The organism is Stenotrophomonas sp. C-A, from assembly GCF_054030835.1.
The window spans coordinates 603742-627622 of the sequence record NZ_CM132916.1; the positions used below are offsets into that span (position 1 = coordinate 603742).

The 23881-nt window shown below is 67.7% G+C and carries 21 protein-coding genes; 20 read left to right on the forward strand and 1 reads right to left on the reverse strand.

Features of this window, described 5'->3' with window-relative positions; all coding sequences use genetic code 11:
* Positions 1–81 precede the first annotated feature (81 nt).
* The 14 genes from gspE to pncB all read left to right on the forward strand — a co-directional run bounded on the left by gspE (position 82) and on the right by pncB (position 14341).
* Entirely contained in the window at positions 82–1806 is a 1725-nt protein-coding gene (gene gspE / locus ACW5IY_RS02715) for a type II secretion system ATPase GspE (RefSeq protein ID WP_049435123.1), read from the forward strand.
* Positions 1807–1830: 24 nt separating this feature from the next.
* Entirely contained in the window at positions 1831–3051 is a 1221-nt protein-coding gene (xpsF, locus tag ACW5IY_RS02720) for a type II secretion system protein XpsF (protein WP_049435124.1), read from the forward strand.
* Between the two features lie 49 nt (positions 3052–3100).
* A complete protein-coding gene (gene gspG, locus ACW5IY_RS02725) occupies positions 3101–3544 on the forward strand; it encodes a type II secretion system major pseudopilin GspG (RefSeq protein WP_010482031.1) in 444 nt (147 codons plus the stop codon).
* Between the two features lie 6 nt (positions 3545–3550).
* Positions 3551–4045 (forward strand): type II secretion system protein XpsH, encoded by a 495-nt coding sequence (gene xpsH, locus ACW5IY_RS02730; RefSeq protein WP_043402658.1) that lies wholly within the window; start codon positions 3551–3553, stop codon positions 4043–4045.
* Positions 4042–4461 carry a type II secretion system protein XpsI gene (gene xpsI, locus ACW5IY_RS02735; protein WP_049435125.1) on the forward strand — a complete coding sequence of 140 codons (420 nt, stop codon included), beginning with the start codon at positions 4042–4044 and terminating at the stop codon, positions 4459–4461. Before xpsH ends, xpsI begins: the two co-directional genes overlap by 4 nt.
* Entirely contained in the window at positions 4458–5090 is a 633-nt protein-coding gene (locus tag ACW5IY_RS02740; RefSeq protein ID WP_049435126.1) for a type II secretion system protein J, read from the forward strand. Before xpsI ends, ACW5IY_RS02740 begins: the two co-directional genes overlap by 4 nt.
* Positions 5087–5950, forward strand: coding sequence for a general secretion pathway protein GspK (locus ACW5IY_RS02745; RefSeq protein ID WP_049435127.1), 864 nt, complete (start codon positions 5087–5089; stop codon positions 5948–5950). Before ACW5IY_RS02740 ends, ACW5IY_RS02745 begins: the two co-directional genes overlap by 4 nt.
* Complete coding sequence (locus ACW5IY_RS02750; RefSeq protein ID WP_049435128.1) at positions 5947–7092, forward strand: PilN domain-containing protein; 1146 nt, start codon at positions 5947–5949, stop codon at positions 7090–7092. The genes ACW5IY_RS02745 and ACW5IY_RS02750 overlap by 4 nt, the downstream gene beginning before the upstream one ends.
* On the forward strand, positions 7067–7786 hold the full coding sequence (gene gspM, locus ACW5IY_RS02755; protein WP_049435129.1) for a type II secretion system protein GspM: 720 nt from the start codon (positions 7067–7069) through the stop codon (positions 7784–7786). The genes ACW5IY_RS02750 and gspM overlap by 26 nt, the downstream gene beginning before the upstream one ends.
* Positions 7776–8570 carry a hypothetical protein gene (locus tag ACW5IY_RS02760; RefSeq protein WP_049435130.1) on the forward strand — a complete coding sequence of 265 codons (795 nt, stop codon included), beginning with the start codon at positions 7776–7778 and terminating at the stop codon, positions 8568–8570. The genes gspM and ACW5IY_RS02760 overlap by 11 nt, the downstream gene beginning before the upstream one ends.
* 9 nt (positions 8571–8579) lie before the next feature.
* Complete coding sequence (gspD, locus tag ACW5IY_RS02765) at positions 8580–10781, forward strand: type II secretion system secretin GspD (RefSeq protein WP_049435131.1); 2202 nt, start codon at positions 8580–8582, stop codon at positions 10779–10781.
* A gap of 584 nt (positions 10782–11365) precedes the next feature.
* Complete coding sequence (locus ACW5IY_RS02770) at positions 11366–12220, forward strand: glycosyltransferase family 2 protein (RefSeq protein WP_049435652.1); 855 nt, start codon at positions 11366–11368, stop codon at positions 12218–12220.
* Positions 12217–13056 (forward strand): glycosyltransferase family 2 protein, encoded by an 840-nt coding sequence (locus ACW5IY_RS02775; protein ID WP_049435651.1) that lies wholly within the window; start codon positions 12217–12219, stop codon positions 13054–13056. Before ACW5IY_RS02770 ends, ACW5IY_RS02775 begins: the two co-directional genes overlap by 4 nt.
* Positions 13057–13162: 106 nt before the next feature.
* A complete protein-coding gene (gene pncB, locus ACW5IY_RS02780) occupies positions 13163–14341 on the forward strand; it encodes a nicotinate phosphoribosyltransferase (protein ID WP_010482009.1) in 1179 nt (392 codons plus the stop codon).
* A gap of 25 nt (positions 14342–14366) precedes the next feature.
* On the opposite strand, the gene ACW5IY_RS02785 is transcribed toward pncB, so the two are convergent.
* Complete coding sequence (locus ACW5IY_RS02785) at positions 14367–14732, reverse strand: hypothetical protein (RefSeq protein ID WP_010482007.1); 366 nt, start codon at positions 14730–14732, stop codon at positions 14367–14369.
* A 459-nt stretch (positions 14733–15191) separates the two neighbouring features.
* Here ACW5IY_RS02785 and ACW5IY_RS02790 point away from each other — a divergent pair, with 459 nt between their 5' ends.
* From ACW5IY_RS02790 to ACW5IY_RS02815, 6 genes are all read left to right on the forward strand, one after another.
* Positions 15192–15731, forward strand: coding sequence for a fimbrial protein (locus tag ACW5IY_RS02790; protein WP_010482005.1), 540 nt, complete (start codon positions 15192–15194; stop codon positions 15729–15731).
* An 85-nt stretch (positions 15732–15816) separates the two neighbouring features.
* Complete coding sequence (locus tag ACW5IY_RS02795) at positions 15817–16545, forward strand: fimbrial biogenesis chaperone (RefSeq protein ID WP_049411192.1); 729 nt, start codon at positions 15817–15819, stop codon at positions 16543–16545.
* A gap of 92 nt (positions 16546–16637) precedes the next feature.
* On the forward strand, positions 16638–19202 hold the full coding sequence (locus ACW5IY_RS02800; RefSeq protein ID WP_049435650.1) for a fimbria/pilus outer membrane usher protein: 2565 nt from the start codon (positions 16638–16640) through the stop codon (positions 19200–19202).
* On the forward strand, positions 19193–20227 hold the full coding sequence (locus ACW5IY_RS02805; protein WP_049435648.1) for a fimbrial protein: 1035 nt from the start codon (positions 19193–19195) through the stop codon (positions 20225–20227). Before ACW5IY_RS02800 ends, ACW5IY_RS02805 begins: the two co-directional genes overlap by 10 nt.
* A gap of 266 nt (positions 20228–20493) precedes the next feature.
* Positions 20494–21678 (forward strand): non-hydrolyzing UDP-N-acetylglucosamine 2-epimerase, encoded by a 1185-nt coding sequence (wecB, locus tag ACW5IY_RS02810; protein ID WP_049435647.1) that lies wholly within the window; start codon positions 20494–20496, stop codon positions 21676–21678.
* The gene (locus ACW5IY_RS02815) at positions 21675–23876 is read left to right on the forward strand and encodes a membrane protein (RefSeq protein ID WP_049435646.1); all 2202 of its coding nucleotides are present in this window, start codon (positions 21675–21677) and stop codon (positions 23874–23876) included. The genes wecB and ACW5IY_RS02815 overlap by 4 nt, the downstream gene beginning before the upstream one ends.
* The last annotated feature ends 5 nt before the right edge of the window (positions 23877–23881 follow it).

Here is a 23881-nt window from a genome sequence, read left to right on the forward strand (position 1 = left end):
GTCTTTTTACGAAAGGTGGTGGAGGGGCGGCGGAAATCATGGCTTAACTGTTAAAGTCGAGCCGATTGACAGGAGAGTCATGTGAACGCGCTTGCTGCTACCGCCGCTGCCGACAACGCTGAAGGCCGCATCCTGGATGCGCTGCTGGCGCGCGGCCGGCTGAAGGAAGGCGATCTGGCACGTGCGCGGCCGCTGCACGCAGAGGCCGGCGGCAGCCTGCTGGGCCTGCTGGTGCGGCTGGGGCTGGTCTCCGAGCGTGACCAGGCGCAGGCCAGCGCCGAAGTGATGGGCCTGCCGCTGCTGGAAGGCAAGCAGCTGCCGGAAGCACCGCCACAAGGGCTGGCGGAAGGCCTGCCGTTGTCACTGCGCTTCCTCAAGCAGTTCCACGTTTGCCCGCTGGCCCTGGATGAACAGGGCGTACGGCTGTGGCTGGCCGACGCCCACGATCCCTACCCGCAGCAGGCGGTGCAGCTGGCACTGGGCGTGCCGGTGACGCCGGTGCTGGGCATGCGTGCGGAGATCGATGACCTGGTCGAGCGCTGGTTCGGCCAGGGCCGCAGCGCGATGGGCGCGATCGTCGAAACCGCCGACGGCGAGGGCGGTGCGGTCGATGACATCGAGCACCTGCGCGACCTCGCCTCGGAAGCGCCGGTGATCCGCCTGGTCAACCTGGTGATCCAGCGTGCGGTGGAGCTGCGCGCTTCGGACATCCATGTCGAACCGTTCGAGAGCCGGCTGAAGGTGCGCTACCGCGTCGACGGTGTACTGGTGGAGGGCGAAAGCCCGCCGGCCAACCTCACCGCGGCGGTGATCAGCCGCATCAAGATCATGGCCCGGCTCAACATCGCCGAGCGCCGCCTGCCGCAGGACGGTCGCATCATGCTACGCGTGCAGGGCAAGGAGCTGGACCTGCGCGTGAGCACGGTACCGACCGCGCACGGCGAAAGCGTGGTGATGCGATTGCTGGACCGCGAAACGGTGGTGTTCGATTTCCACCGGCTTGGCTTCACCGATGCGTTCCTGCCGCAGTTCCGCAAGGTGCTGGAGCAGCCGCACGGCATCCTGCTGGTGACCGGCCCCACCGGCTCGGGCAAGACCACTACGCTGTACACCGCGCTGAGCCAGCTCAATACTGCCGACGTCAAGATCATCACCGTTGAAGACCCGGTCGAATACCAGATCGAGGGCATCAACCAGATCCAGGCCAAGCCGCAGATCGGCCTGGACTTCGCCAACGCCCTGCGCAGCATCGTGCGCCAGGATCCGGACATCATCATGATCGGCGAAATGCGCGACCTGGAAACCGCGCGCATTGCGATCCAGTCGGCGTTGACCGGCCACCTGGTGCTGTCCACCCTGCATACCAACAACGCCGCGGGTGGCATCACCCGCCTGCTCGACATGGGCGTGGAAGACTACCTGCTCACCTCCACCATCAACGGCATCCTCGCCCAGCGCCTGGTGCGCCGGCTGGAACCAACCCACGCCGAGCGCTATGAGGCCTCGCCGGAGGAAATCGAACGCTTCGAGCTGCGCCGCCTGCAGCCGGAAGGGCCGATCCACCTGTATCGCCCGAAGCCCTCCGCGCTGGCGCCGACCGGTTATCTCGGCCGCACCACCATCATGGAATTCCTGGTGATGAACGATGCGCTGCGGCGCGCGGTGATGCGCCGCGATGGCATGGGCGAGATCGAACGCATTGCCCGCGAAGCGGGCATGCGCACGATGTACGAAGATGGCCTGTCCAAGGCCCTCAGTGGCCAGACGACCATCGAGGAAGTCCTGCGTGTCACCGAGGAAAGCTGATGCGCGCAGGACGCCGGGGCTGACATGCCGACCTACCGTTACAAGGCACTGAATCCGCACGGCGAGATCTTCGACGGGCAGATGGAAGCGGCCAGCGAGGCCGAACTGGTCGCGCGCCTGCAGGACCAGGGTCATCTGCCGATGGAGACCCAGCTGGCCGATGGCGGTGCGATCGGTGGCAGCAATTGGCGCAACCTGTTCCGCCAACGGCCGCTGCAGGGTGCGGCATTGCTGCAGTTCACCCAGCAGCTGGCGACACTGCTCGGTGCAGGCCAGCCGCTGGATCGCGCGCTGTCGATCCTGCTCGGCCTGCCGGAAGACGAACGCTCGCGCCGCGCGATCACCGACATCCGCGATGTGGTGCGCGGTGGTGCGCCGCTGTCGACCGCACTGGAGCGCCAGCATGGGTTGTTCTCGCGCCTGTACGTGAACATGGTGCGTGCCGGTGAGGCCGGCGGCAGCCTGCACGAAACCCTGCAGCGCCTGGCCGACTACCTCGAACGCAGCCGGGCCCTGCAGGGCAAGGTGATCAACGCGCTGGTGTACCCGGCCATCCTGCTGGTGGTGGTGGGCGGCGCACTGCTGTTCCTGCTCGGCTACGTGGTGCCGCAGTTCGCGCAGATGTACGAGAGCCTGGATGTGGCGCTGCCGTGGTTCACCAACGCGGTACTGCAGCTGGGCCTGTTCGTGCGTGACTGGTGGGTGTTGCTGCTGGTGGTGCCGGCGGTGCTGGCGCTGTTCTTCGAACGCAAGGCACGGCAACCCGCCTTCCGGCTGGCGCTGGATGGCTGGCTGCTGCAGCGTCGCGGCATCGGGCGCCTGCTGGGTGAACTGGAAACCGCGCGGCTGGCCCGCACGCTGGGCACGCTGCTGCGCAATGGGGTGCCGCTGCTGGGTGCCCTGGGCATCGCCCGCAATGTACTGGGCAACCGCGCGCTGGCCGCCGATGTGGAAGCCGCCGCGGATGAAGTGAAGAACGGTACCGGCCTGTCGCTGGCGCTGTCGCGCGGCAAGCGTTTCCCGCGCCTGGCGCTGCAGATGATCCAGGTCGGTGAGGAATCCGGTGCACTCGATACCATGCTGCTGAAAGCGGCCGATACTTTCGAACAGGACAGCGCCCGGCGCATCGACCGCCTGCTGGCGGCGATGGTGCCGGCGATCACCCTCGTACTGGCCTCGGTGGTCGGCGCGGTGATCGTCGCCGTGCTGGTGCCGCTGTACGACCTGACCAATGCCATCGGTTGACGATGGATCCCTACGCAACCCCGACACTCCGAAACTGAAAGGACCGACCATGATTGCTTCCCGTCGACCGATCCGCCTTTCCTTCACCGCCGCGCGCAACCAGTCGGGCATGAGCCTGCTGGAGATCATCATCGTCATCGTGCTGATCGGCGCGGTGCTGACCCTGGTCGCCAGCCGCGTGCTGGGTGGCGCCGACCGCGGCAAGGCCAACATTGCCAAGGCACAGGTGCAGACCGTCGCATCCAAGGTCGACAACTACCAGATTGATACCGGCAAGCTGCCCGGCTCGCTCAATGATCTGGTGACTGCACCGGCTGGCGTCGGTGGCTGGTTGGGCCCGTATGCCAAGCCGGCCGATCTGAACGATCCGTGGGGCCATGCGCTGGAATACCGCACGCCGGGCGAAGGCCAGCCGTATGAGCTGATCAGCCTGGGCAAGGACGGCAAGGCCGGCGGCAGCAGCGTCGACGCTGACATCCGCTACCAGCCGTAACCGGGCATGTTGCATTTCCTGCCGCGCCGGTTGCCACGCCCGCGCCTGCCCGGCAGGCGCGCAGCGGGTCTGTCGCTGCTGGAAATGCTGCTGGTGATCGCGCTGATCGCCGCGATCGGCCTGATCACCGCTGCCGGCCTGTCGCGCGGTTTCGCCGGCATGCAGCTGCGCAGCGCCGGCAAGGACATCGCCAACCAGCTGCGCGTGGTGCGCGCGCAGGCGATCGCCCGCGGCGAGCCGCAGCGCTTTGTCATCGAGCCGGCCAAGCGGCGCTGGGAAGGCGCCAACCAGCGCCACGGCGACGTACCGGCACAGCTGCAGGTGCAGTTCGAAGGCGCCGCGCAGCTGGCCACCGCGCCAGGACAGGGCGTGATCGAGTTCCATCCCGATGGCGGCTCCAGCGGCGGCCGCATCCGGCTGCAGCGTGACGACGCCGAATGGCGCATCGACGTGGGCTGGCTGACCGGTGAGGTCCGCTCCGGCCCCTGGCGGGCGCAATGAAGCAGCGCGCCCGCGGCTTCACCCTGCTGGAAGTGATCATCGCCTTTGCCCTGCTCGGGCTGGCGCTGACCCTGCTGCTGGGCAGCCTGTCCGGGGGGGCCAGGCAGGTGCGTGAGGCCGAAGTGCGCACGCGCGCGATACTGCATGCGCAGTCGTTGCTGGCCGAAACCGGCGTCGCCACGCCGCTGCAGGTGGGCAGCCAGCAGGGCGACTGGGAACAGGGACGCTACCACTGGGAACTGCAGGTGCAGCCGTGGGTGGAGCCACGTGCAGGCAGCGTCGTGCAGTCACCGTCGGCCGGTGCCCCCTGGCTGGCCGAACTGCAGCTGCAGGTGCGTTGGGGTGACAGCGAACGCGAGCAGCTGCGCTGGCGCAGCCTGCGCCTGCTGCCGCCGGACCTGGAGCGTGCGCGATGAAGCGCCGTGCTGCAGGTTTCACCTTGGTTGAAGTGATGCTGGCCACGGTGCTGCTGGCCGGTGGCCTGGCGCTGGCGTTCGCCAGCGTGCGCTCGGCGATGGCGGTCAGCCAGCGTGGCGAGCAGATTGCGGCCGAGAGTGAGCGCATGCGCGCGGTGCAGGCCCTGTTGCGGCGGCAGCTGGCCGGTGCGCTGCGCACGCCGCTGGAAGTCCCCGATCCCACCCGCGAACCGATCTTCTTCCAGGGCGAAGAACAGCGCATGATGTTCGCCGCTGATCTCCCGGGTTACCTCGGCCGTGGCGGAGCCTACCTGCACGCGCTGCAGGTGGACGGCCGCAATGGCCAGCAGCGCCTGCTGCTGGACCTGGTGCTGCTGCAGGAAGGCGAGCGCATCGCCGAGAATCCGCCGCGCCCACCGGAAGTGCTGGTGGAGAGCCTGAAGTCGGTGCAGCTGCGCTATCGCGGCATCGATGCCAGTACCGGCCAGATGAGCGACTGGATGCCGCGCTGGGACGATACCCGTCGCCTGCCGATGCTGGTGGAGATCCAGATCGTGCCCGCCAAGGGGGCGCCCTGGCCCACCCTGGTGGTGGCACCGCGCGCGGGTGGCAGCGGAGGCGCGCGATGAACCGGCAACACGGTGCGGCACTGGTCCTGGTGCTGTGGTTGATCGCATTGATGACCGCGCTGGTCGGTGCGTTCGCGCTGAGCGCACGGGTCGAGCATCTGCAGCAGCGGGTGCTGGATGATGACGCACGTGGCCAGGAACGGGCGCGCGCCGGCCTGGAGTACGCGCTGCTGCGGCTGTCCGCCGATCCGCTGCGGGCGCCCTGGCGTGCCGATGGCCGCACCTACCGCTGGCAGTTCGATGACGCCAGCATCGAGATCAAGGTGCTGGACGAGAACGGCAAGATCAACCTGAACCTGGCCGACGTGACCCTGCTGACCGCGTTCCTCAAGGCGCTCGGCGAAGACGAAGGGGCGGCCCGGCAGATGGCCGGCGCCATTGTCGACTGGCGTGATGAAGACAGCCTGCTGCAACCGGGTGGCGGCGCCGAAGCGCCGGACTATGCGGCGGCCGGGTTGCCGTATGGCCCGCGCAACAAGCGTTTCGAGACGCTCGGCGAACTGCAGCGGGTACTGGGCATGCGTGGCCCATTGTACAAGGCCATGCTGCCGCACCTGACCCTGTACAGCCGCCAGGCGCGCCCGGATCCCCAGTACGCCAGCGCGCCGGTGCTGACCGCACTGGGCCTGGATGCGGATACCGTGCTGGCGCAGCGCGCGCAGCAGGAGCGTGACGCAGATACCGCTGGCGGTGCGACAACGCTTGCCAGCAGCAGCGGCACCTATAGTATCGAGTCTCGTGCAACCGACGGCAGTGGACGCCGGTCGGTGTTGCAGGCAGTGGTACGCAATGGCTCGGGCGGGGTTCCCGGGCGGTCCTACACAGTGCTTCGCTGGGAGCAGGGAATGACAGCAAGATGACGGCATGGCAGGACAGTGTGCGGCAGGTGCAGGGCCGGATCGGCCCTGGTGCCGGCCGTTTCCTGCGCTGGTGGCGGCAATCGCTGCTGGCCTGGGTGCCGGCACGTTGGCAGTGGGCACTGGGCTGGGCACAGGCGCGCCTGCTGCTGCAGCGCCAGGGTGACCAGCTGCAGGTCTGGCGAGAGGCCGGTGAGCGCCGCGAAGCGGTGGCCAGCGTGCCGTGGCCGCTGTCGCCGGCCGAACTGGACCGCGTGCTGGAACCGCGACTGCGCAGCCTGCCGCGGGTGTGGCTGCTGCCGGCCAGCGAGGTACTGCGTCGTCATCTGCGCCTGCCTGCGGCTGCGGCCGACCGCCTGCGCGCCGTGGTCGGTTTCGAGATCGACCGCCAGACGCCGTTCGAATCCAGCCAGGTCAGCTATGACGTGCGTGAACTCGGGAGCGCCGCCGAAGGCCAGCTGCAGGTCGAACTGGTCGCCTGGCCACTGCGCCAGCTTGAAGCGTGGCGCGCCAGCGTGGGCGAGTGGGCTGATGCACTGGCCGGTGTCGATGCCATCGACGCCCACGGTGACCCCCTGCAGGTGAATCTGTTGCCGCCAGGGCAGCGCCAGCTGCGGGTGGATCCGACGCGGCGCTGGAATGTGCTGCTGGCCGTGGCCGCGCTGGTGATGCTGGTGCTGGCGGCCCTGCAGCTGCTCGACAACCGCCGTGCCGCCGCCGATGAGCTGCGTGCGCAGGTTGAACGCAGTGCGCGCAGTGCGCGTGGTGTTGCCAGCGAACGCGCGCAGCTGCAGGCGCTGATCGATGGTGCCGCGTTCCTGGAAAAGCAGCGCAGCCAGCGCGCCGGAACGGTGGAAATCTGGAATGAACTGACCCGGCGCCTGCCGGAGGGCACCTACCTGGAAAAGCTGGCCATCGAGAACAACAACCTGCAGCTGATCGGCCTGAGCCGCGAGGCCTCGCAACTGGTGCAGCTGCTGCAGGATGCGCCGCAGTGGCGCAAGGTCAATCTGACCGGCGTACTGCAGGCCGATGGCGCCGCCAGTGGCCGTGACCGCTTCACCATGACCGCCGAACTGCAGCCGTTGCCGGCTGCGGCCCTGACCCGGGAGGCGGCCGATGCCGATGCCAAGCGCACGCCGTGACCGCTGGCTGGCACTGGCGCTGCTGCTCGCAGTGCTGGGCCTGGCCTACCTGCTGCTGGTGCACCCCTGGTTCACCCAGCCGCTGCGCGAAATCGATGCCGACGTGGCCGCCCTGCGCGAGCGCGAACAGCGCGTGCAGGCGCAGCTGCAGCAGCAGCCGCAGATCGAACAACGCCTGCGCGCCACCCGCGAGGCACTGCAGCAGCGGCCGGGCTTCCTGCGTGAAGCCACCGCCGAAGCTGCAGCCGCTGCGCTCGGCGCGAAGCTGCAGGATGCGGTGGCGATGGCCAGCCCGGGCAACCGCAGCTGCACCATCAGCAACCGCACGCCACTGACCGACAACCGTCGTGACGCCGAGTTCGTACGCGTTGCCATGCAGGTGCGCCTGCGTTGCGGTGTGGCCGAACTGGCCACGGTGCTGCACAGCCTGGAAACCGGCAGCCCGCGCCTGTTCGTCGACAACCTCAACCTGATCGCGCAGCGCTTCCAGCAGTCGCCGAATGAATCCGGGCTCGGCCTGGACGTGTCGTTCGAACTGGCCGGTTACCTGCTGCCCGGTGCCGCTGCCGATGGCGCTGCGCCGGCACCTGCAGCCGAGCCGGGCGCGGCGCCGCAACCGCCTTCGGCTGCACCTGCACCGGCACCCTCACCGGCTGCGCCGGAAGAGGGGCAGGAGGTGGCCGATGAAGCTTGAGCAGATCAGCCTGCGCACCGGTTTCCTGCTGGCACTGGCCGGCTGGGCGGCAGCGGTCTGGCTGGCCACCGGCTTCGGCCTGGGCAGCCAGCTGCCAGGTGCGGATGGCGATGCCGATGCGGTGCCTTCGTTGCCGGTGCTGCCGCCGTTGGCCGCAGAACGCATGGCCAGCGCCGACAGCTACAGCGCCATCGGCGAGCGACCGCTGTTCGCCGAGGACCGCAGGCCGAAGCCCTACCTGCTCGGTGGCAGCGAGCCTGCCGCCAGCGCCGCGCTGCGCCTGACCGGCGTGCTGTTGACCGGCGACTTCGGCATGGCCACCTTCACCACCGAACAGAACCGTTCGTTGCGCCTGCGCCTCAACGGTGAAGCCGTCGACGGCTGGCAGCTGGTGGCATTGCAGCCGCGCCAGGCCACCGTGATCGGCCCCGGTGGCAACCAGGTGCTGGAACTGGCGGTCTTCAACGGCCAGGGCGGTGAGCCGCCGACCGTGCTGCGCGGCGCCAACGGTGCGCCGCCGGCAGGTGCGATCGTTGTGCCGCCCCCGGCAGGCGCTCCGCCTGCACCGCCGCCGGCTGCGGCAACCCCATCGCCGTCGCCTGCTGCCAGTACGCCAGCGCCCTCGGCTGCGGCGGCCGCCACACCGCCTGCCACCAACAACGGCCCCAGCGAAGCGCAGATGCAGGCCATCCGCGAACGCATCCAGGCCCGTCGCCGCCAGCTGCAGCAACAACAACAGCAGCAACAACCGTCGCCGCCCCCGGGCGATGGCACCAACCGATAGAGTGAATGCATGAGCCTGCGTTTCCTTCCCTGGTCCTTTGCCCTCGCGCTGCTGGTCGGCTGCAGCACCGTGTCCGCGCCGCATGTGCAGCGCAAGGGCAATCTGTCGCCCACTGCCGAGGCCGGCCAGGCGGCCGATGTCGCCGCCGATGCTGCCCGTGACGCCCAGGGCGCTCCGCAGGCGGTGATCCGCCGTGGCACCGGCACCATGATCAACCGCGAAGCAGCACGCGCACCGGCACCGGCACTGCATGGCGCCAGCACCGGTGAAGCAACCTTCAATTTCGAAGGCGAATCGGTGCATGCGGTGGTCAAGGCCATCCTCGGTGACATGCTGGGCCAGAACTACGTGATCGCACCGGGGGTGCAGGGCACGGTCACCCTGGCCACGCCCAAGCCGGTGTCGCCGGCGCAGGCGTTGAACCTGCTGGAGATGGTGCTGGGCTGGAACAACGCACGCATGGTCTACAGCGGTGGCCGCTACAACATCGTCGCCGCCGACCAGGCGCTGGCCGGTACGGTCGCGCCGAGCACGGCGCCCGCTGCCAGTGCGCGAGGCTTCGAGGTACGGGTCATCCCGCTGCAGTTCATCTCCGCCACCGAAATGAAGAAGGTACTGGAGCCGTATGCGCGGCCCAATGCCATCGTCAACGTCGACAGCGGCCGCAACGTGATCACCCTGGGCGGTACCCGCGCCGAGCTGGAAAACTACATGCGCACCGTCGAGATCTTCGACGTCGACTGGCTGTCGGGCATGTCGGTGGGCGTGTTCCCGATCCAGTCGGGCAAGGCCGAACAGGTGGCTGCCGACCTGGAGAAAGTGTTCGGCGAGGAGAGCAAGACGCCCAGCGCCGGCATGTTCCGCTTCCTGCCCCTGGAAAACGCCAACGCGGTGCTGGTGATCACCCCGCAGGTGCGCTACCTGGACCAGATCCAGCAGTGGCTGGACCGCATTGATACGGCCGGTGGCAGTGCCCGCCTGTTCTCCTACGAGCTGCGCTACATCAAGGCGCGTGACCTGGCCGAACGGCTCAGTGAAGCCTTCGCCAGCAGCGGCAACCGTGGCGGTTCCAGCCCGGCCTCGCTGGCCCCGGGTGCGATGCCGTCGCAGCTGGGCAGCGACGGCGACCGTGGCATGGACAGCAACAACAGCAGCAGTTTCGGCTCGACCCCGGGCAGCGGTTCCAGTGGTGCCGGCAACGGCAGCATGAACCTGCCGCAGCGCCAGTCCGGCAACGTCAGCGTCAGCCTGGAAGTGGAGGGCGATCGCGTGGGCGTGTCGGCGGTGGAGGAAACCAATACCCTGCTGGTGCGCTCGACCCCGCAGGCCTGGCGCTCGATCCGCGAAGTGATCGAGAAGCTGGACGTGATGCCGCTGCAGGTACATATCGAAGCGCAGGTGGCCGAAGTCTCGCTGGACGGTGACCTGAAGTACGGCGTGAACTGGTTCTTCGACAACGCTGTGGCCGGGCGTGCGCTGACGGGAGCCTTGGGCGGCGTGACCCTGCCGGCAGCAGCGGGTGGCTCCTGGAGCAGCTTCGCCGGTGCCGCGACCGGTGGCGAAGGCCTGGGCTGGGCGTTCACCGGCCACAATGGTGCGGCGGTGGTGAGCGCGCTGGACAAGGTCACCGATGTACGCCTGCTGCAGACCCCTTCGGTGTTCGTGCGCAACAACGCCGAGGCCACGCTCAACGTGGGCGACAAGGTGCCGATCAACACGACTACGGTGAACACCGGCCTGGGCACCGGCACCTACAGTTCGGTGCAGTACATCGACACCGGCGTGATCCTGAAGGTGCGCCCGCGCGTGACCCGCGATGGCACGGTGTTCCTCGACATCGTGCAGGAAGTGAGCAGCGCTTCGAACGTGCCTGACAACTGCAATCCGACCGAGCGCAACTGCAACCCGAGGATTTCCACCAAGAAGCTGTCGACCGAAGCGGCGGTGCAGAGCGGCGACACCATCATGCTGGCCGGCCTGATCACCGATTCGGCCACCGATGGCAGCAGCGGCATTCCCGGCCTGAGCCGGATTCCGGTGGTGGGCGCGCTGTTCGGGCAGAAGAGCCGCACCAGCCGCCGTTCCGAAGTGATCGTGCTGCTGACCCCGAGCATCGTGCGCAACAGCCAGGAAGCGCGCAATCTGACCGACGAGTACAGCCAGCGCTTCCGCGCGATGGAACCGCTGAACCAGCCGCGCGCAAAGAAGTAGGGGGTTTACGGCCGGGCTGCGCCCGGCACCCGCAGAGGCTAGAGCCGGAGCCAGAGCCAGAGCAACGGCAACAGCGGGTTTACTGAGGGGTGGCGGGGCACTGTGGGTTTGCGGGGACGCCGTAAATACGTCCATGTAGGCTTGGTCGCCGCATCCATGCGGCTCACACCCCGCAAACCCACAGTGCCCCGCCTTCGACAGATTCCCGCGGCTGTTGGTAGGTGTCGACCTTGGTCGACACGGTAGATCCACGCCATGCGTGGATGCTTTTCGATTCCAGTTCGAAATATTCGATTTCGATAGAGATTCATCCACGCATGGCGTGGATCTACTGCAGATCGCAGAAATCTGTCGAAGGCGGGTTGGGTCCGGTTGCGGGGGTGTCCGCGGCATGGATGCCGCGGCCAAGCCCCCAGGGACGGGTTTACGGCGTCCCCCGCAACCGGACCCAACCCGCCATCCCACGGATAGCCGGCTTCTGCTGTTGCTTCGGCTTCGGCTCTGGCCTGAAGCGGGTGCCGGGTGCAACCCGGCCGATACCCTCCCAGTGCTAGGCTGTGGCTACCGACAACCACGGAGGCGGGATGGGGGCGATCGTGTTGTTGCCGCTGTGCGTGGACGATGCCGCGCTCGACCGCTGCCTGGCCGCACTGGATGCGGGCACCGCGCCGGGGACCGCGGTCTGGCTGGCCGACGATGCGCAGACCGGGCCGCGTGCGCAGGCGGTGGTGGAACACTGGTTGGCACATACACCGCTGCAGGCCGAGTACACCCGGCGTGCACGGCCGCTGGGTGAAGTCGCCCACCTGGACGAGATGCTGCGCGCCTGCGATGGCATGGACGTGGCGGTGCTGGCACCGGACAGCGTGCCCGCGCCGGGCTGGCTGCAGCAGCTGCAGGACGCCTTCGCCCGCGATGCCGCCATCGCGACCGCAACCCCATGGTGCAATGCCGGCGAAACCGCTGCGTGGCCCCGGCTGGGCGAGATCAATCCGGAACCCGACGATGCCGCGCTGCTGGCGCAGACCTGTGCCGGCCTGCCAACGCTGCACCCGGAGCTGCCGTCGGCGGTCACCCACGCGGTGCTGGTGCGGGGCAACGCGCGCCGGCGTGCCGGGGGCCTGGACGTGGACAGCTATGCCGGCTGGAACGCGGCGCTGGTGGACCTGAGCCTGCGCATGGCCGGCCTGGGATGGCGCAACGTGTTGTGCGAGACCGCCTTCATCAGCCGGGCAGGGGAGGCGGTCAGCCGCGATGGCGATCTCGAGGCCCTGGCCGCGCGCTGGCCGGGCTGGGTGCCTCGGCTGGCTGACTTCCTGATGCACGATCCACTGCACGGGCTGCGCGCCGATCTGCAGCAGCGCATGCGGCAGGCGATAATGCCGAAGGAACAGGGGGACCTGTTCGTCCCGTCTTCCGCGCCGGAGCCTCCTGCTTGAATGTTGCCATTGCCGCCATTGTCGTCACCTACCAGAGCGGCAGCACCATCGATGCCTGTCTCTCGCGCCTGCGCCAGGCGCAGGACGTGGCCGAGATCCGGGTGATCGACAATGGCTCGATGGATGGCACGCTGGATATCGTGCAGCGCCATGCCAGCCACGACCCGCGCGTGCGTTTCGTCGGCAATCCGGACAATCCCGGCTTTGCCGCCGCCAACAACCAGGGCGTGGCCGATTCGCACAGCCCATGGCTGGCCTTCATCAACCCTGACCTGATGGTCGAACCGGAAACACTGGCCGCACTGCGCAGCCGCGCGGAAGCGCTGGGCGATTGCCTGCTCGGCGTCGAACAGGTCGACGAGCAGGGCCTTGCCGACGAGGCCGTGCGCCGCCGCGACCCGGACTTCCTGATGATGCTGCGCTCGCCAGGCAAGGGCTCGAAGCTGGCGGTGCCGCGTGACCCGCAGCAGGCGCTGCAGCGGGTGCCGGCGTTGTCAGGCGCGCTGCTGATGATGCCGCGTGCATTGTTCGACTGCATCGGAGGCTGGGACGCCGGCTATCGTCTGCACGCTGAAGACCTGGACCTGTGCCGGCGCGCGCGCGAAGCGGGGGCGGTGGTGGCGATCGCCAATGACCTGCAGGTCACCCACGTTCGTGGCGTCTCCAGCCGCTCGCGGCCGTTCTTCGTCGAATGGCACAAGCACAAGGGCCTGTGGCGCTATTTCCAGAAGTTCGAGGCCAGGCAGCGTTCGCTGCCGGTACGGGTGGCGGTGTGGGGCGCGATCTGGGCGCACGCCCTGATGCTGGTGCCGCGCCTGCTGCGTAGGTCGTTGTAGAGCCGAGCCCACGCTCGGCTCAGGCAACAATCCGCCGGGCGTGGGCCCGGCTCTACGGAAGGCAGGCGCGCCCACGGTTCACTCCGCCGGGCGCATAATCCGCCCCATGCCTATCATCCAGTCCCTGCTCGACACCGACCTGTACAAGTTCACCATGATGCAGGCGGTGCTCCACCAGCACCCCGGTGCCCAGGTGCAGTACCGGTTCAAGTGCCGCACGCCCGGCATCGACCTGGCCCACTACATCGACCAGATCGACGAAGAGATCGACCACCTGTGCAGCCTGCGTTTCAGCGACGCGGAGCTGGACTACATGCGTGGCCTGCGGTTCGTGAAGCCCGACTTCGCCGATTTCCTCGGCCTGTTCCACCTCGACCGCAAGTACATCCAGCTGCGCGCGTCGAAGACCGTGCCCGGCGAGATCGAACTGGACATCACCGGTCCGTGGCTGCACACCATCCTGTTCGAAGTGCCGCTGCTGGCGATCATCAACGAAGTCTGGTTCCGCAACACCACTACTGCCGACTTCGCCGAGGGTGAGCGCCGCCTGCAGGCCAAGGCCGCGCTGCTGCGCGATACCCCGGGGTTCGAGCAGTGCCGCATTGCCGACTACGGCAGCCGCCGCCGTTACTCGCGTGACTGGCACGCCCGTCTGCTGCCGCTGCTGCGCGACGCGCTCGGCCCGCAGCTGGTCGGCACCAGCAACGTGCACTTCGCCCGCCTGTACGGCATGACCCCGCACGGCACCATGGCCCATGAGTATCTGCAGGCCTTCCAGGCGCTGGGCCCGCGCCTGCGCGATTCGCAGGTGGCGGCACTGGAATCGTGGGCCCGCGAGTATCGCGGCGATCTGGGCATCGCGCTGTCCGACGTGGTCGGCCTGGATGCGTTCCTGCGCGACTTCGATATGTACTTCTGCAAGCTGTTCGACGGTGTCCGCCACGACTCGGGCGATCCGTTCGACTGGGGCGACCGCATGCTGGCGCACTTCCAGCAGCGCCGGGTTGATGCACGCAGCAAGGTGCTGGTGTTCAGCGATGGGCTCGACATCGCCAAGGTGATGCGCCTGTACGACTACTTCCGTGGTCGCTGCCAGGTCGCCTTCGGCGTCGGCACCCACCTGACCAATGATCTGGGGCCAACGCCGCTCAACATCGTGATCAAGATGGTCCGCTGCAACGGCCAGCCGGTGGCCAAGCTCAGCGATTCGCCGGGCAAGAGCATGTGCGACGACCCGGGCTACCTGGCCTATCTGCGCCAGGTCTTCGAGCTGCCGCCGGCGTAAACGCGTCGGCTTGCGGCACGCCGGCTTACAGGTAGTCGACCACCACCAGGTAGGCGCCCTGCAGCGGCTGCTGCTTCGAAGCCTGCACGCTGTAACGCTCGGAGAAGGCGATATCGCCGGCGCGCATCGCGCTGGCCGACACCGACAGCTTCTGGCCCTGGCGCTTGCCGTCGCGCAGCGTCGCGGCCTGGCCATCGGCAAGGGCCGTCACGGCCACCGTCGAGCCCTTGGCCGAAGGCGGGCAGGCGGCCAGGCTCAGCTCACCCTGGGACAGGGCCGTCGTGCAGCCCGGCTCGGCGATGCGGCCGCTGAAACGGATGCTGCCGCTGCTGGCCTGGGCCAGTGCGCTGACGGACATCAGGGCCACGCACAGCAGAATGGAGTTCCTCATGACACGTTCTCTGGTTCGGTGTGTCCTAGTTAGCGACAGGTTCGATCCGTCTTTAATAGGACAAATCCGAATCTGCTAGGGCCATCACCAAGAAAGAGTGATGCGCATCAAATAAGGCGATTTCCACCTGAAAAAGGCCTGTTTCCGCGCATGCCGAACGCGTCACCAGGAGCGTCATGCGGGGTCGTTTGTGACCTGATCCGGCCACCGTCACGTTCCCCACGCTCCCTGAATCTCGATTTCGCCTATCACGTCACATTTAGAGCGTCAATGAATTGGCGTTCAGAAAAATAATGAGACTTTCATCACAGTTGTGCCTATACTTGCGTCACGGATTCAGGGGAAGGTATGTCCGAGTCCGGCCACAGGTGAGACGCAAGGATGGGTCTTGATAGCCCGGCAGTGCTCCTTGCTTCCTCCTCTACTTCTCATCTCTTCAGTAGGGTTAGGTAAAAGCGAATGCACAAGATCAATATCATCGCCGCTCTGATGCTGGCCGCCGCTCCGCTGGCCGCCAACGCCGCCGACGGCACCATCACCTTCAACGGCAAGGTGACCGACAAGACCTGCACCATCTCGACCCCGGGCGGCAAGGACTTCGCCGTCAACCTGCCGACCGTGTCCAAGAACACCCTGGCCACCGCCGGTGCCGTTGCGGGCCGTACCCCGTTCGCCATCAACCTGAGCAAGTGCAGCGCCGGCAACGTCGCCACCTACTTCGAGCCGGGTTCCACCGTTGACTTCAACAGCGGCCGCCTGGTCAACCAGGCTTCGGCCAACGCTGCCACCAACGTGCAGCTGCAGCTGCTGGGCTCGAACAACACGTTCCTGCCGATCAAGGCGGCTGGCACCGGTCTGGCCCAGGACAACTCGCAGTGGGTGACCGTGGCCGGCGACGGCACCGCCAACCTGAACTACTACGCTGAGTACTACGCCACTGCCGCCGCCACCCCGGGCGACGTCACCAGCAGCGTCAAGTACACGATCATCTACAACTGATCGTAGTCGTACCCGCACTGGCCGGCGTACGCGCCGGCCAGTGCATCGCGGCCCCAGGCCACATACCTCGAGCGTAGTACTTCCGATGAAAGCAATCTTTCCCCGGGCGCTGCTGCTGGCAGCGTTCACGCTGCCCTTCTGCCAGAACGCTCTGGCCGGCGTGGTGGTCAATGGCACGCGAGTGATCTATCCGGCGCAGGCGCGCGAAGTCACCGTGCAGGTCGACAACGTGGGCGATTCGCCGGCGCTGGTGCAGGCCTGGATCGACAGCGGCGACGCCAACCAGACCGCCGATACCAGCGATGCCCCGTTCGTGCTGACGCCGCCGATCGCGCGCGTCGAACCGGGCCGCAGCCAGGCGCTTCGCCTGATCTTCTCCGGCGCGCAGCTGCCGACCGACCGTGAGTCGGTGTTCTGGCTCAACGTGCTGGATGTTCCGCCGTCCCCGGACAACGCCGACAGCGGCGAACAGAATTACCTGCAGGTCGCGTTTCGTTCGCGCCTGAAGCTTTTCTACCGGCCGCAGGGCCTGAAGGGCGTCGCCAACGACGCGCCGGCAGCGCTGCGCTGGACCCGCACCGGCGACCGCCTGCGGGTGGAAAACCCGAGCCCCTTCCACGTCACTCTGGCCGAAGTACATGCCGTGACCGGCAGCAGTGAAAAGGCCGTCGAGGACAAGGGCGCGATGGTCGCGCCGAAGCAGAGCCTGGAGTTCGCCGCACCGGCGGGCACCGACCAGGTCCGCTTCATCACCATCAACGACTACGGCGGCCGGGTGGAACACACCATCCGCCTCGGCAGCACCGGGGGCTGAACGCGCCGCGCTGGCCCCTGGCCTGCGCATCCCGCCACCGCCGCTGTGCGGCGAATTGAAGGAATGTCAGTGTGATCGGAAACAGATTGACATTGTCGATCCATCAGGCGCTTTGCCTGCTGGTTGCTGGCGTGGCCTGCCCAGGATGGGCGCTGGCTGCCCCGGCCAATCTCGGCGAACAGGCGCTGATGGCGCAGAGTGGTGCGGCCAATGCGCGTGCACCGGAGTCGGCCCAGTTCAATTCCAGCTTCCTGTCTGGCCAGGCCAAGCAGGTCGACCTGGCGGCCTTCAGCAACGGCAACCCGATGGTGGCCGGCAACTATCGGGTCGACGTCTACGTCAACGGTGCCTGGCAGGGCCGTCGCGATCTGCAGTTCAAGGCCGATGCGCAGGGCCGTGTCGACGCCTGCCTGCCGCTGCCGATGCTGGAAGAAATGGGCGTGGACAGCGAAGCCGTGCTGCTGCAGCAGGATCCGTCCGTGCCGACCGACAAGACCAGCTGCGTGCCGGTCCAGCAGCGCATGGCCAATGCCTATGGTGTCTATGACAGCGGCAACCTGCGCTACGACCTGAGCATCCCGCAGGTGTTCCTGCGCCGTGAGGCACGCGGCTACGTCAACCCGGCGCTGTGGGACCGCGGCATCAATGCCGGCTTCGTCGGCTACAGCTTCAATGCCATCGACAGCGACAGCCGTGTCGAAGGTGGCCAGCGCAACCGCAGTGCCTACCTCGGCCTCAACGCCGGCATGAACCTGGGTGGCTGGCAGTTCCGCCACGATTCGAACCTGACCTGGTCCGAGGGCGACGGCCGCCATTGGCAGAGCATCGCCACCTATGCACAGCGCGGCATTCCGCAGGTGCGCGGCATGCTCACCATCGGTGAGGCCTACACCACCGGTGAACTGTTCGACTCGATCGGTTACCGCGGTGCCAGCCTGGCCAGCGACGACCGCATGCTGCCCGATTCGCTGCGCGGCTACGCGCCGGTCGTGCGCGGCATCGCCGAGACCAATGCACGCATCGAAGTGCGCCAGAACGAGCAGCTGATCTACTCCTCCACCGTGTCGCCGGGCAGCTTCGTCATCGACGACCTGTACCCGACCGGCTACGGCGGCGATCTGGAAGTGAGCGTGATCGAGGCCGATGGCCGCCGCCGCGAATTCAAGGTGCCGTTCGGTTCGGTGCCGCAGATGCTGCGCGAAGGCGTGTCGCGCTACTCGCTGACCGCCGGCCAGGTGCGCAACAAGCTGCTGGCCGATGAGCCGTGGCTGGTGCAGGGCACCTACCAGCGCGGTATCGGCAACCAGCTGACGCTGTACGGCGGCAGTGCACTGAGCGACGGCTACCTGTCGCTGCTGTACGGCGTCGGCCTGTCCACGCCGGTAGGCGCGTTCGCCGCCGACGTCACCCACGCACGTACGACGTTCGACCACTACGGCAACCACACCGGTGCCAGCGTGCGCTTGAGCTACAGCAACATGATCGGCGAGACCGGGACCAACCTGACCCTGGCCGCCTACCGCTATTCGACCGAAGGCTTCTACAGCCTGCAGGATGCGCTGTACGGCCGTGATTCGGACAAGCGTGGCATCGATCCGACCACCCGTGGTCGCCAGCGCAGCCAGTTCCAGGTGACCCTGAACCAGCCGTTGGGCCGTCGTGGCGGCGCGCTGTACGTGACCGGCTCGGTGCGCGACTTCTACGACCGTTCCGGCACCTCCAAGCAGTACCAGGTCGGCTACAACAACGCCTGGCGTTCGGTGAACTACGGCTTCTCGGCGCTGCGCACCGAAGAGGGCGTACTCGGCCGCTCGGATACCCAGTACCTGCTGTCGATGAGCGTGCCGCTGGGCCGTGGTACCCACCCGGTGTCGTTCAGTGCTGATCTCGGCGTGCGCGACCGCGGGGGCTACGACAACAGCCGCGTTGGCATCACCGGTTCGGCCGGTGTCGACAACAACTTCAGCTATGGCGCGGCCCTGTCCGATTCCCGCGAGGGCAGCACCACCGCGATCGGCAACGTCGAATACCGCAGCCGCTATTCCGCATTGAACGCCAGCTACAGCCACTCGCGTGACTTCCGCCAGGCTTCGGTGGGTGCCAATGGCAGCGTGGTCGTGCATCCGGGCGGCTTCACCTTCACCCCGCAGCGTGGCGACACCATGGTGCTGGTGGAAGCACCGGGCGCGCGCGATGCGATCGTCAGCAACGCCCCGGGCCTGCGTGTCGATGGCCGCGGCTACGCCGTGGTGCCGTACGTGTCGCCGTACCGCCTCAACACCGTCACCCTCGACCCGCAGGGCATGGCCCACGACGTCGAGCTGGAAAGCACCAGCCAGGCGATCGCGCCGTTCGCCGGTGCCATCAGCTACCTGCGCTTCGATACCCGCAAGGGCAACGCGCTGCTGATCCAGGTGCGCAACCCGGATGGCCGCACCATGCCGTTCGGTGCGCAGGTCAAGGACGAGCAGGGCCAGCCGGTGGGCATGGTCAGCCAGGGCGGCCGCCTGTATGTGCGCAGCGAAAAGAACCAGGGCCGCCTGCTGGTGGAGTGGGGCGCAGGCGCCGACCAGCGCTGCACCGTCGATTACCAGGTTCCGGCGGGCGCCGATGCGTCCAAGACCGGCTTCATCCCGCTGGAGGCAGCATGCCGATGATTTCTTCCCGAGGCCGCAAGGCGCTGGCTGCCGTGGCCGTGCTCGGTGGTGTGTTGCTGGCGCAGCAGGCCAGTGCTGCGTGCCGGATCAGCTCCAGCTGGTTCACGGCCCAGGACGTCACCATGGACATGGGCCAGATCGTGATCCTGCCCAGCACACCGGTGGGCGGTGTGATCAAGGAAATCAGCGAGTCGATCACCCAGCGCGACCGTGTGGCCAGCTGCGACTGGAACGGTGGCCGTTCGATCGGCGAGTACGTCAACGCGGCACAGAAGCGCCCGGTTCCTGGTTTTGCGAATACCTATGAAACCGACGTACCCGGTGTTGGCATCAAGCTGTTCCGTGATTCCGGGTCGATCCAGGTCTACTACCCGCATCAGCTCAGCTTTGGCGGTGGTAGCACCGTTACGCTGATTGGCGGTCGCTTCCGCATCCAGCTGATCAAGACCGCCGCACAGACTGGCTCGGGCGTGATCGCGCCCAATGGGCGCTTCACCACATACTACTTCGACGGTGACAGTGCCAGCCGCCCAGTGCTGACTTCAACCTTCAAGGGCTCGGGCACCACCGTGGTCAGCCCGACCTGCGAAGTGCAGGCCGGCAGCCGGAACATTGCCGTCGACTTCGGCAGTGTGCCCAACACCAGCTTCACCGGTGTCGGTTCCAAGGCGGTCAATCGTGACTTCGAGATCCGCCTGAACTGCCAGGGCAGCAATGTTGCGGCCTACCAGAGCAAGATCGGCATCCGCCTGGATGCCGACCAGGACAGCTCGAACATGCCGGGCGTGCTGAAGCTGAGCGCGGCGACGAACAGCGCCACCCGCATCGGCATCCAGATGGTCCAGCGTGATGGCAGCACCGAGCGCGAAGTGCGCTTCGGCCAGACCGTCAACATCGGTACCACCACCCCCGGCACCAGCACGATGACCTTGCCGCTGCGCGCGCGCTATGTGCAGACCCAGGCCGGCACGGTGGGTGCGGGTGTCGCGAACGGCCAGGCCACCTTCACCATCCAGTACGAGTAAGGCAACCCAGGCTGCGGCCACTGCTGCGTTTCACTGCAACGTCGCCCGTTCCACGGGCGGCGTTGACTGCGTCTTGATCTTCCAACGATGAAGATCAATGCCACGACGCGCGTACCATCATTCGAATGTGATGTACGTCGCGATTTTGGAGTTTCCTCATGAGGTGACCGTCTCCTGCCTGCGGGTGTTGGACGGGAACGCCGAAAGGATCCAGACGTGGCTACAGCTCCTGGCATTTCCTCGCGCCGTCCGTCCGGAGCGCTGCGGTGAAGGTCCTGTCGGTGTTCGGCACGCGACCGGAAGCGATCAAGATGGGGCCGCTGGTGCGTGCCCTGGGCGAGGCTGCGGATATCGAATCGGTGGTCTGCATCACCGGCCAGCACCGGGCAATGCTGGACCAGGTGATGTCGCTGTTCGAGATCACCGCCGACCATGACCTCGATGTCATGGTGCCCAACCAGACCCTCAATGGCTTGTGCGCGAAGCTGTTCGAGCGGCTTGACGCGCTGTACACGCAGGTCCGTCCGGATCGGGTGCTGGTGCACGGCGATACCACCACGGCGATGACCGCCGCGCTGGCCGCGTTCCACCACCGCATTCCGATCGGCCATGTCGAGGCCGGACTGCGCACCGGTGACATCAACCGGCCGTGGCCGGAGGAAATGAACCGGCGGGTGATCGATGTGGTCGGCCACCAGCTGTACGCGCCCACGCCCAGCTCGCGCGCCAACCTGGCCGGTGAACACCTCGGCGGGCAGATCCTGGTCACCGGCAACACCGTCATCGATGCCCTGCAGCAGACCGTGGAGCGCCTGGATGCCGACCCGGCGTTGCGTGCGCGGGCTGACGAACCCTTCCACATGCTTGATCCTGATCGTCGCCTGCTGCTGGTCACTGGCCACCGTCGCGAGAGCTTCGGCCAGGGCTTCGAGGACATCTGCCGCGCGCTGGCCGAGCTGGCCCGGCGGCCGGACCTGCAGGTGCTGTACCCGGTGCATCTCAACCCGAACGTGCAGGGCCCGGTCAACGCCCACCTCGGCCATCTCGACAACGTGCACCTGGTGCCGCCGCAGGACTACCTGCGCTTCGTGCGCCTGATGCAGCGCGCCGACGTCATCCTCACCGACTCCGGTGGCGTGCAGGAAGAAGCGCCGGCGCTGGCCAAGCCCGTGCTGGTCATGCGCGACGTCACCGAACGCCCGGAGGCGGTCGAGGCCGGTGTGGTGACGCTGGTCGGCACCACGCCCTCGCGCATTGTCGCGGCGGTCAACGCGGCACTGGCACAACCACCGCACCGGACCCACTTCGATCCCGACGCCAGCCCCTACGGCGATGGCCGTGCCAGCGCGCGCATCGTCGCCGCCCTGCGTGGCACGCCCCTTCCCGACTTCTCGCCTGGCCTCCGCAGCGGCGGTGCCGCCCACTCCCATCCACGCGAAGTGACGCCATGACCCAGACCGGCCGCTCTTCCCTGTTTGCATCCGCCGCCGCGTTCGTCCTGTCGGGCGTGGTTGGCAGTGCCCATGCCGCCGACAGCGTCGCCGGCCAGTTCGCCGAATGGAGCGGCGACAGCACGGTCAACCGGCAGATGACCCTGCGCGAACTCGGTTTCCGCCAACCGCTGGTGCTCAGCGGGCAGGAGAGCCAGCGCGAGGTCTACCTGCCGGTGCCGGCCGGCGTCGCTACCCGCGATGCGCAGCTGCAGCTGGACGGGCGCTATGTGCGTGGCCACGCCGGGCGCACGTCCGGCCTGTGGTCGGTCGATGGCGATCCAATCGCCGCGCGTTCGATCACCGATGCCCAGGGCGATGCCAGCCAGCTGCTGGCCATCGATGGCGAACCCCGCCAGAACGGCTTCGTGCGGGTCGGCGTCGGCTGGTGGTCGATCGTGTCCGACTACCAATGTGCCGACCAGAGCGCGCCGGCCAACGTGCTGCGGCTGTCGCCGGACTCGCGTTTCAGCTACCGCTTCGACGGCCGCGCCGTGGATACCGTGGCCAAGGCGTGGGGCGCGCTGCCCCCGCAGGTGCGCCTGCTGGTGGATGGCAAGGCACTGCAGGCGCCCGCCTACGATGCGGCCTGGCGCATCGGTACCGCGTTGCAGGCCGGTGGCAAGCAGGTGCAGGTGGTGGCGCTGCCCAAGGTCGGTGACAGCGTCGACCTGACCGGCATCAGCATCCCGGCCAGCCTGCAGGGCGTGTCGGCCTATGCAGCGCTGGCTTCAGGAGAGCGGGCATACGCGATCAAGGATCTGGCCGAAGTCGGTGCGCTGCTGTCGCTGCGAGACAGCGGGCCGTTGGCCGCCGATGTGATGATCGGCAGCGATGCGCTGCGGGCCGGCGTGCGCGCGGCACTGGATGCGCTGGCCGCACAGGTTGCCACCGCTGGCGCCGACGCGGGCACGGCGTTCGCCGCGTGGCGCGGTACCGACATGGGTGGCCTGGAAAAGCCCGCGACCACCGCCTCGGTCAGCGTGGTGGCCGTTGCCGGCCGTCCGACGCTGGTGGTCGACCCGGCGGCGGCGGGCAAGGTCGCCGGGTTGTTCGCCGAACAGTGGCGCAGCTATGCGCTGGGCCGCAGCCTGCAGGTCAGCGCGGCGGGCACGCCGAAGCTGGACGGTGACCAGGTGCTGCTGAGCCGGCTCGGCAACATCGCCGGCACGATGGATGTCGTCACCCGCGCGGACCGCAGCGCCACCTTCGACCTCGGTGCGCTGTCGGCCGACGGGCGCCTGCCCGAGGAGGTGGTGATCGACGTCTCGGCGGCCCCCAATGCGGCCGGGCAGGGCGCGGTGGCCACGATCCATTTCAACGATTACCTGCTGGGGGGCAAGGTGTTGTCGGCCAACGGCCAGCCGCAGCGGCTGGTGGCCAAGGTGCCGGCCTATGCGCTGTCGGCGCGCAACGAGATCCGCGTCAGCTTCCTGCGCCAGCCGGCACGCCCCTATTGCCACGATCCGGCCACCGCCTATCCGGTCTCGATCCTGCCCAGCAGCCACCTGACCCTGGCCAAGCGTGCGCTGGGCAGTGATTTCGTCGGTGCCAGCAGCCAGTTGTCACGCGGCAACCAGGTGTTCGTGCCCGCCACGTGGCTGCAGGATGCGCCGGCATCGCTGCGCAAGGTCATCGCGGTGGCCAGTGCAGTGGGCGCCTCGCCGGAGGCGTCGGTGCTGAAGGTGGTCGATGCCGGTGCGGCGGTCAGCCCGGGTACGCCGTGGCTGGCCTTCGGTGTGGCGCCGTCGGGTGTTGATGTGGCCGGCCTGAAGGACGGCCACCTGCTGATCGGCGGGAAGCCGCAGCCGCTGCTGGATGTCGGCGGCCTGGATCGCGCCGCAGTGGTGCAGGTCGGCACCTCCGGCGGCCAGCTCGGGGTGCTGTACAGCGACCTGGGCGCGCAGGCACCGTCGTTCGGCGCACCGTTCCGGCTGCTGCGCGGTGATCTTGCGGTGCTCGACGGCACTGATGCCGTGCGCGAGTTCGATCGCCAGGATCCTTACGGAAGCCGCGTTGCCCAGGATGGCAATCCGCAATCGAAGTGGGAACGGCACATGGTCTGGTTGCTGCTGCTGGTCGGCGTGATCGTGTTCGCGCTGCTGGCCGCCCGCGTCACCCAGGTGCGCCGCCGCAAGTCCGCCAACACAGGGCACTGATCCAC

Excerpts from the sequence above, each read along its gene's own strand:
- xpsI (WP_049435125.1), top strand. The coding sequence starts at position 4,042 with ATGAAGCAGCGCGCCCGCGGCTTCACCCTGCTGGAAGTGATCATCGCC.
- pncB (WP_010482009.1), top strand. The coding sequence starts at position 13,163 with ATGCCTATCATCCAGTCCCTGCTCGACACCGACCTGTACAAGTTCACC.
- ACW5IY_RS02805 (WP_049435648.1), top strand. The coding sequence starts at position 19,193 with ATGCCGATGATTTCTTCCCGAGGCCGCAAGGCGCTGGCTGCCGTGGCC.
- ACW5IY_RS02795 (WP_049411192.1), top strand. The coding sequence starts at position 15,817 with ATGAAAGCAATCTTTCCCCGGGCGCTGCTGCTGGCAGCGTTCACGCTG.
- ACW5IY_RS02770 (WP_049435652.1), top strand. The coding sequence starts at position 11,366 with ATGGGGGCGATCGTGTTGTTGCCGCTGTGCGTGGACGATGCCGCGCTC.
- ACW5IY_RS02790 (WP_010482005.1), top strand. The coding sequence starts at position 15,192 with ATGCACAAGATCAATATCATCGCCGCTCTGATGCTGGCCGCCGCTCCG.
- ACW5IY_RS02760 (WP_049435130.1), top strand. The coding sequence starts at position 7,776 with ATGAAGCTTGAGCAGATCAGCCTGCGCACCGGTTTCCTGCTGGCACTG.
- gspD (WP_049435131.1), top strand. The coding sequence starts at position 8,580 with ATGAGCCTGCGTTTCCTTCCCTGGTCCTTTGCCCTCGCGCTGCTGGTC.
- ACW5IY_RS02750 (WP_049435128.1), top strand. The coding sequence starts at position 5,947 with ATGACGGCATGGCAGGACAGTGTGCGGCAGGTGCAGGGCCGGATCGGC.
- ACW5IY_RS02815 (WP_049435646.1), top strand. The coding sequence starts at position 21,675 with ATGACCCAGACCGGCCGCTCTTCCCTGTTTGCATCCGCCGCCGCGTTC.
- ACW5IY_RS02785 (WP_010482007.1), bottom strand. The coding sequence starts at position 14,732 with ATGAGGAACTCCATTCTGCTGTGCGTGGCCCTGATGTCCGTCAGCGCA.
- xpsH (WP_043402658.1), top strand. The coding sequence starts at position 3,551 with ATGTTGCATTTCCTGCCGCGCCGGTTGCCACGCCCGCGCCTGCCCGGC.
- ACW5IY_RS02740 (WP_049435126.1), top strand. The coding sequence starts at position 4,458 with ATGAAGCGCCGTGCTGCAGGTTTCACCTTGGTTGAAGTGATGCTGGCC.
- ACW5IY_RS02745 (WP_049435127.1), top strand. The coding sequence starts at position 5,087 with ATGAACCGGCAACACGGTGCGGCACTGGTCCTGGTGCTGTGGTTGATC.
- xpsF (WP_049435124.1), top strand. The coding sequence starts at position 1,831 with ATGCCGACCTACCGTTACAAGGCACTGAATCCGCACGGCGAGATCTTC.
- gspG (WP_010482031.1), top strand. The coding sequence starts at position 3,101 with ATGATTGCTTCCCGTCGACCGATCCGCCTTTCCTTCACCGCCGCGCGC.
- gspM (WP_049435129.1), top strand. The coding sequence starts at position 7,067 with ATGCCGATGCCAAGCGCACGCCGTGACCGCTGGCTGGCACTGGCGCTG.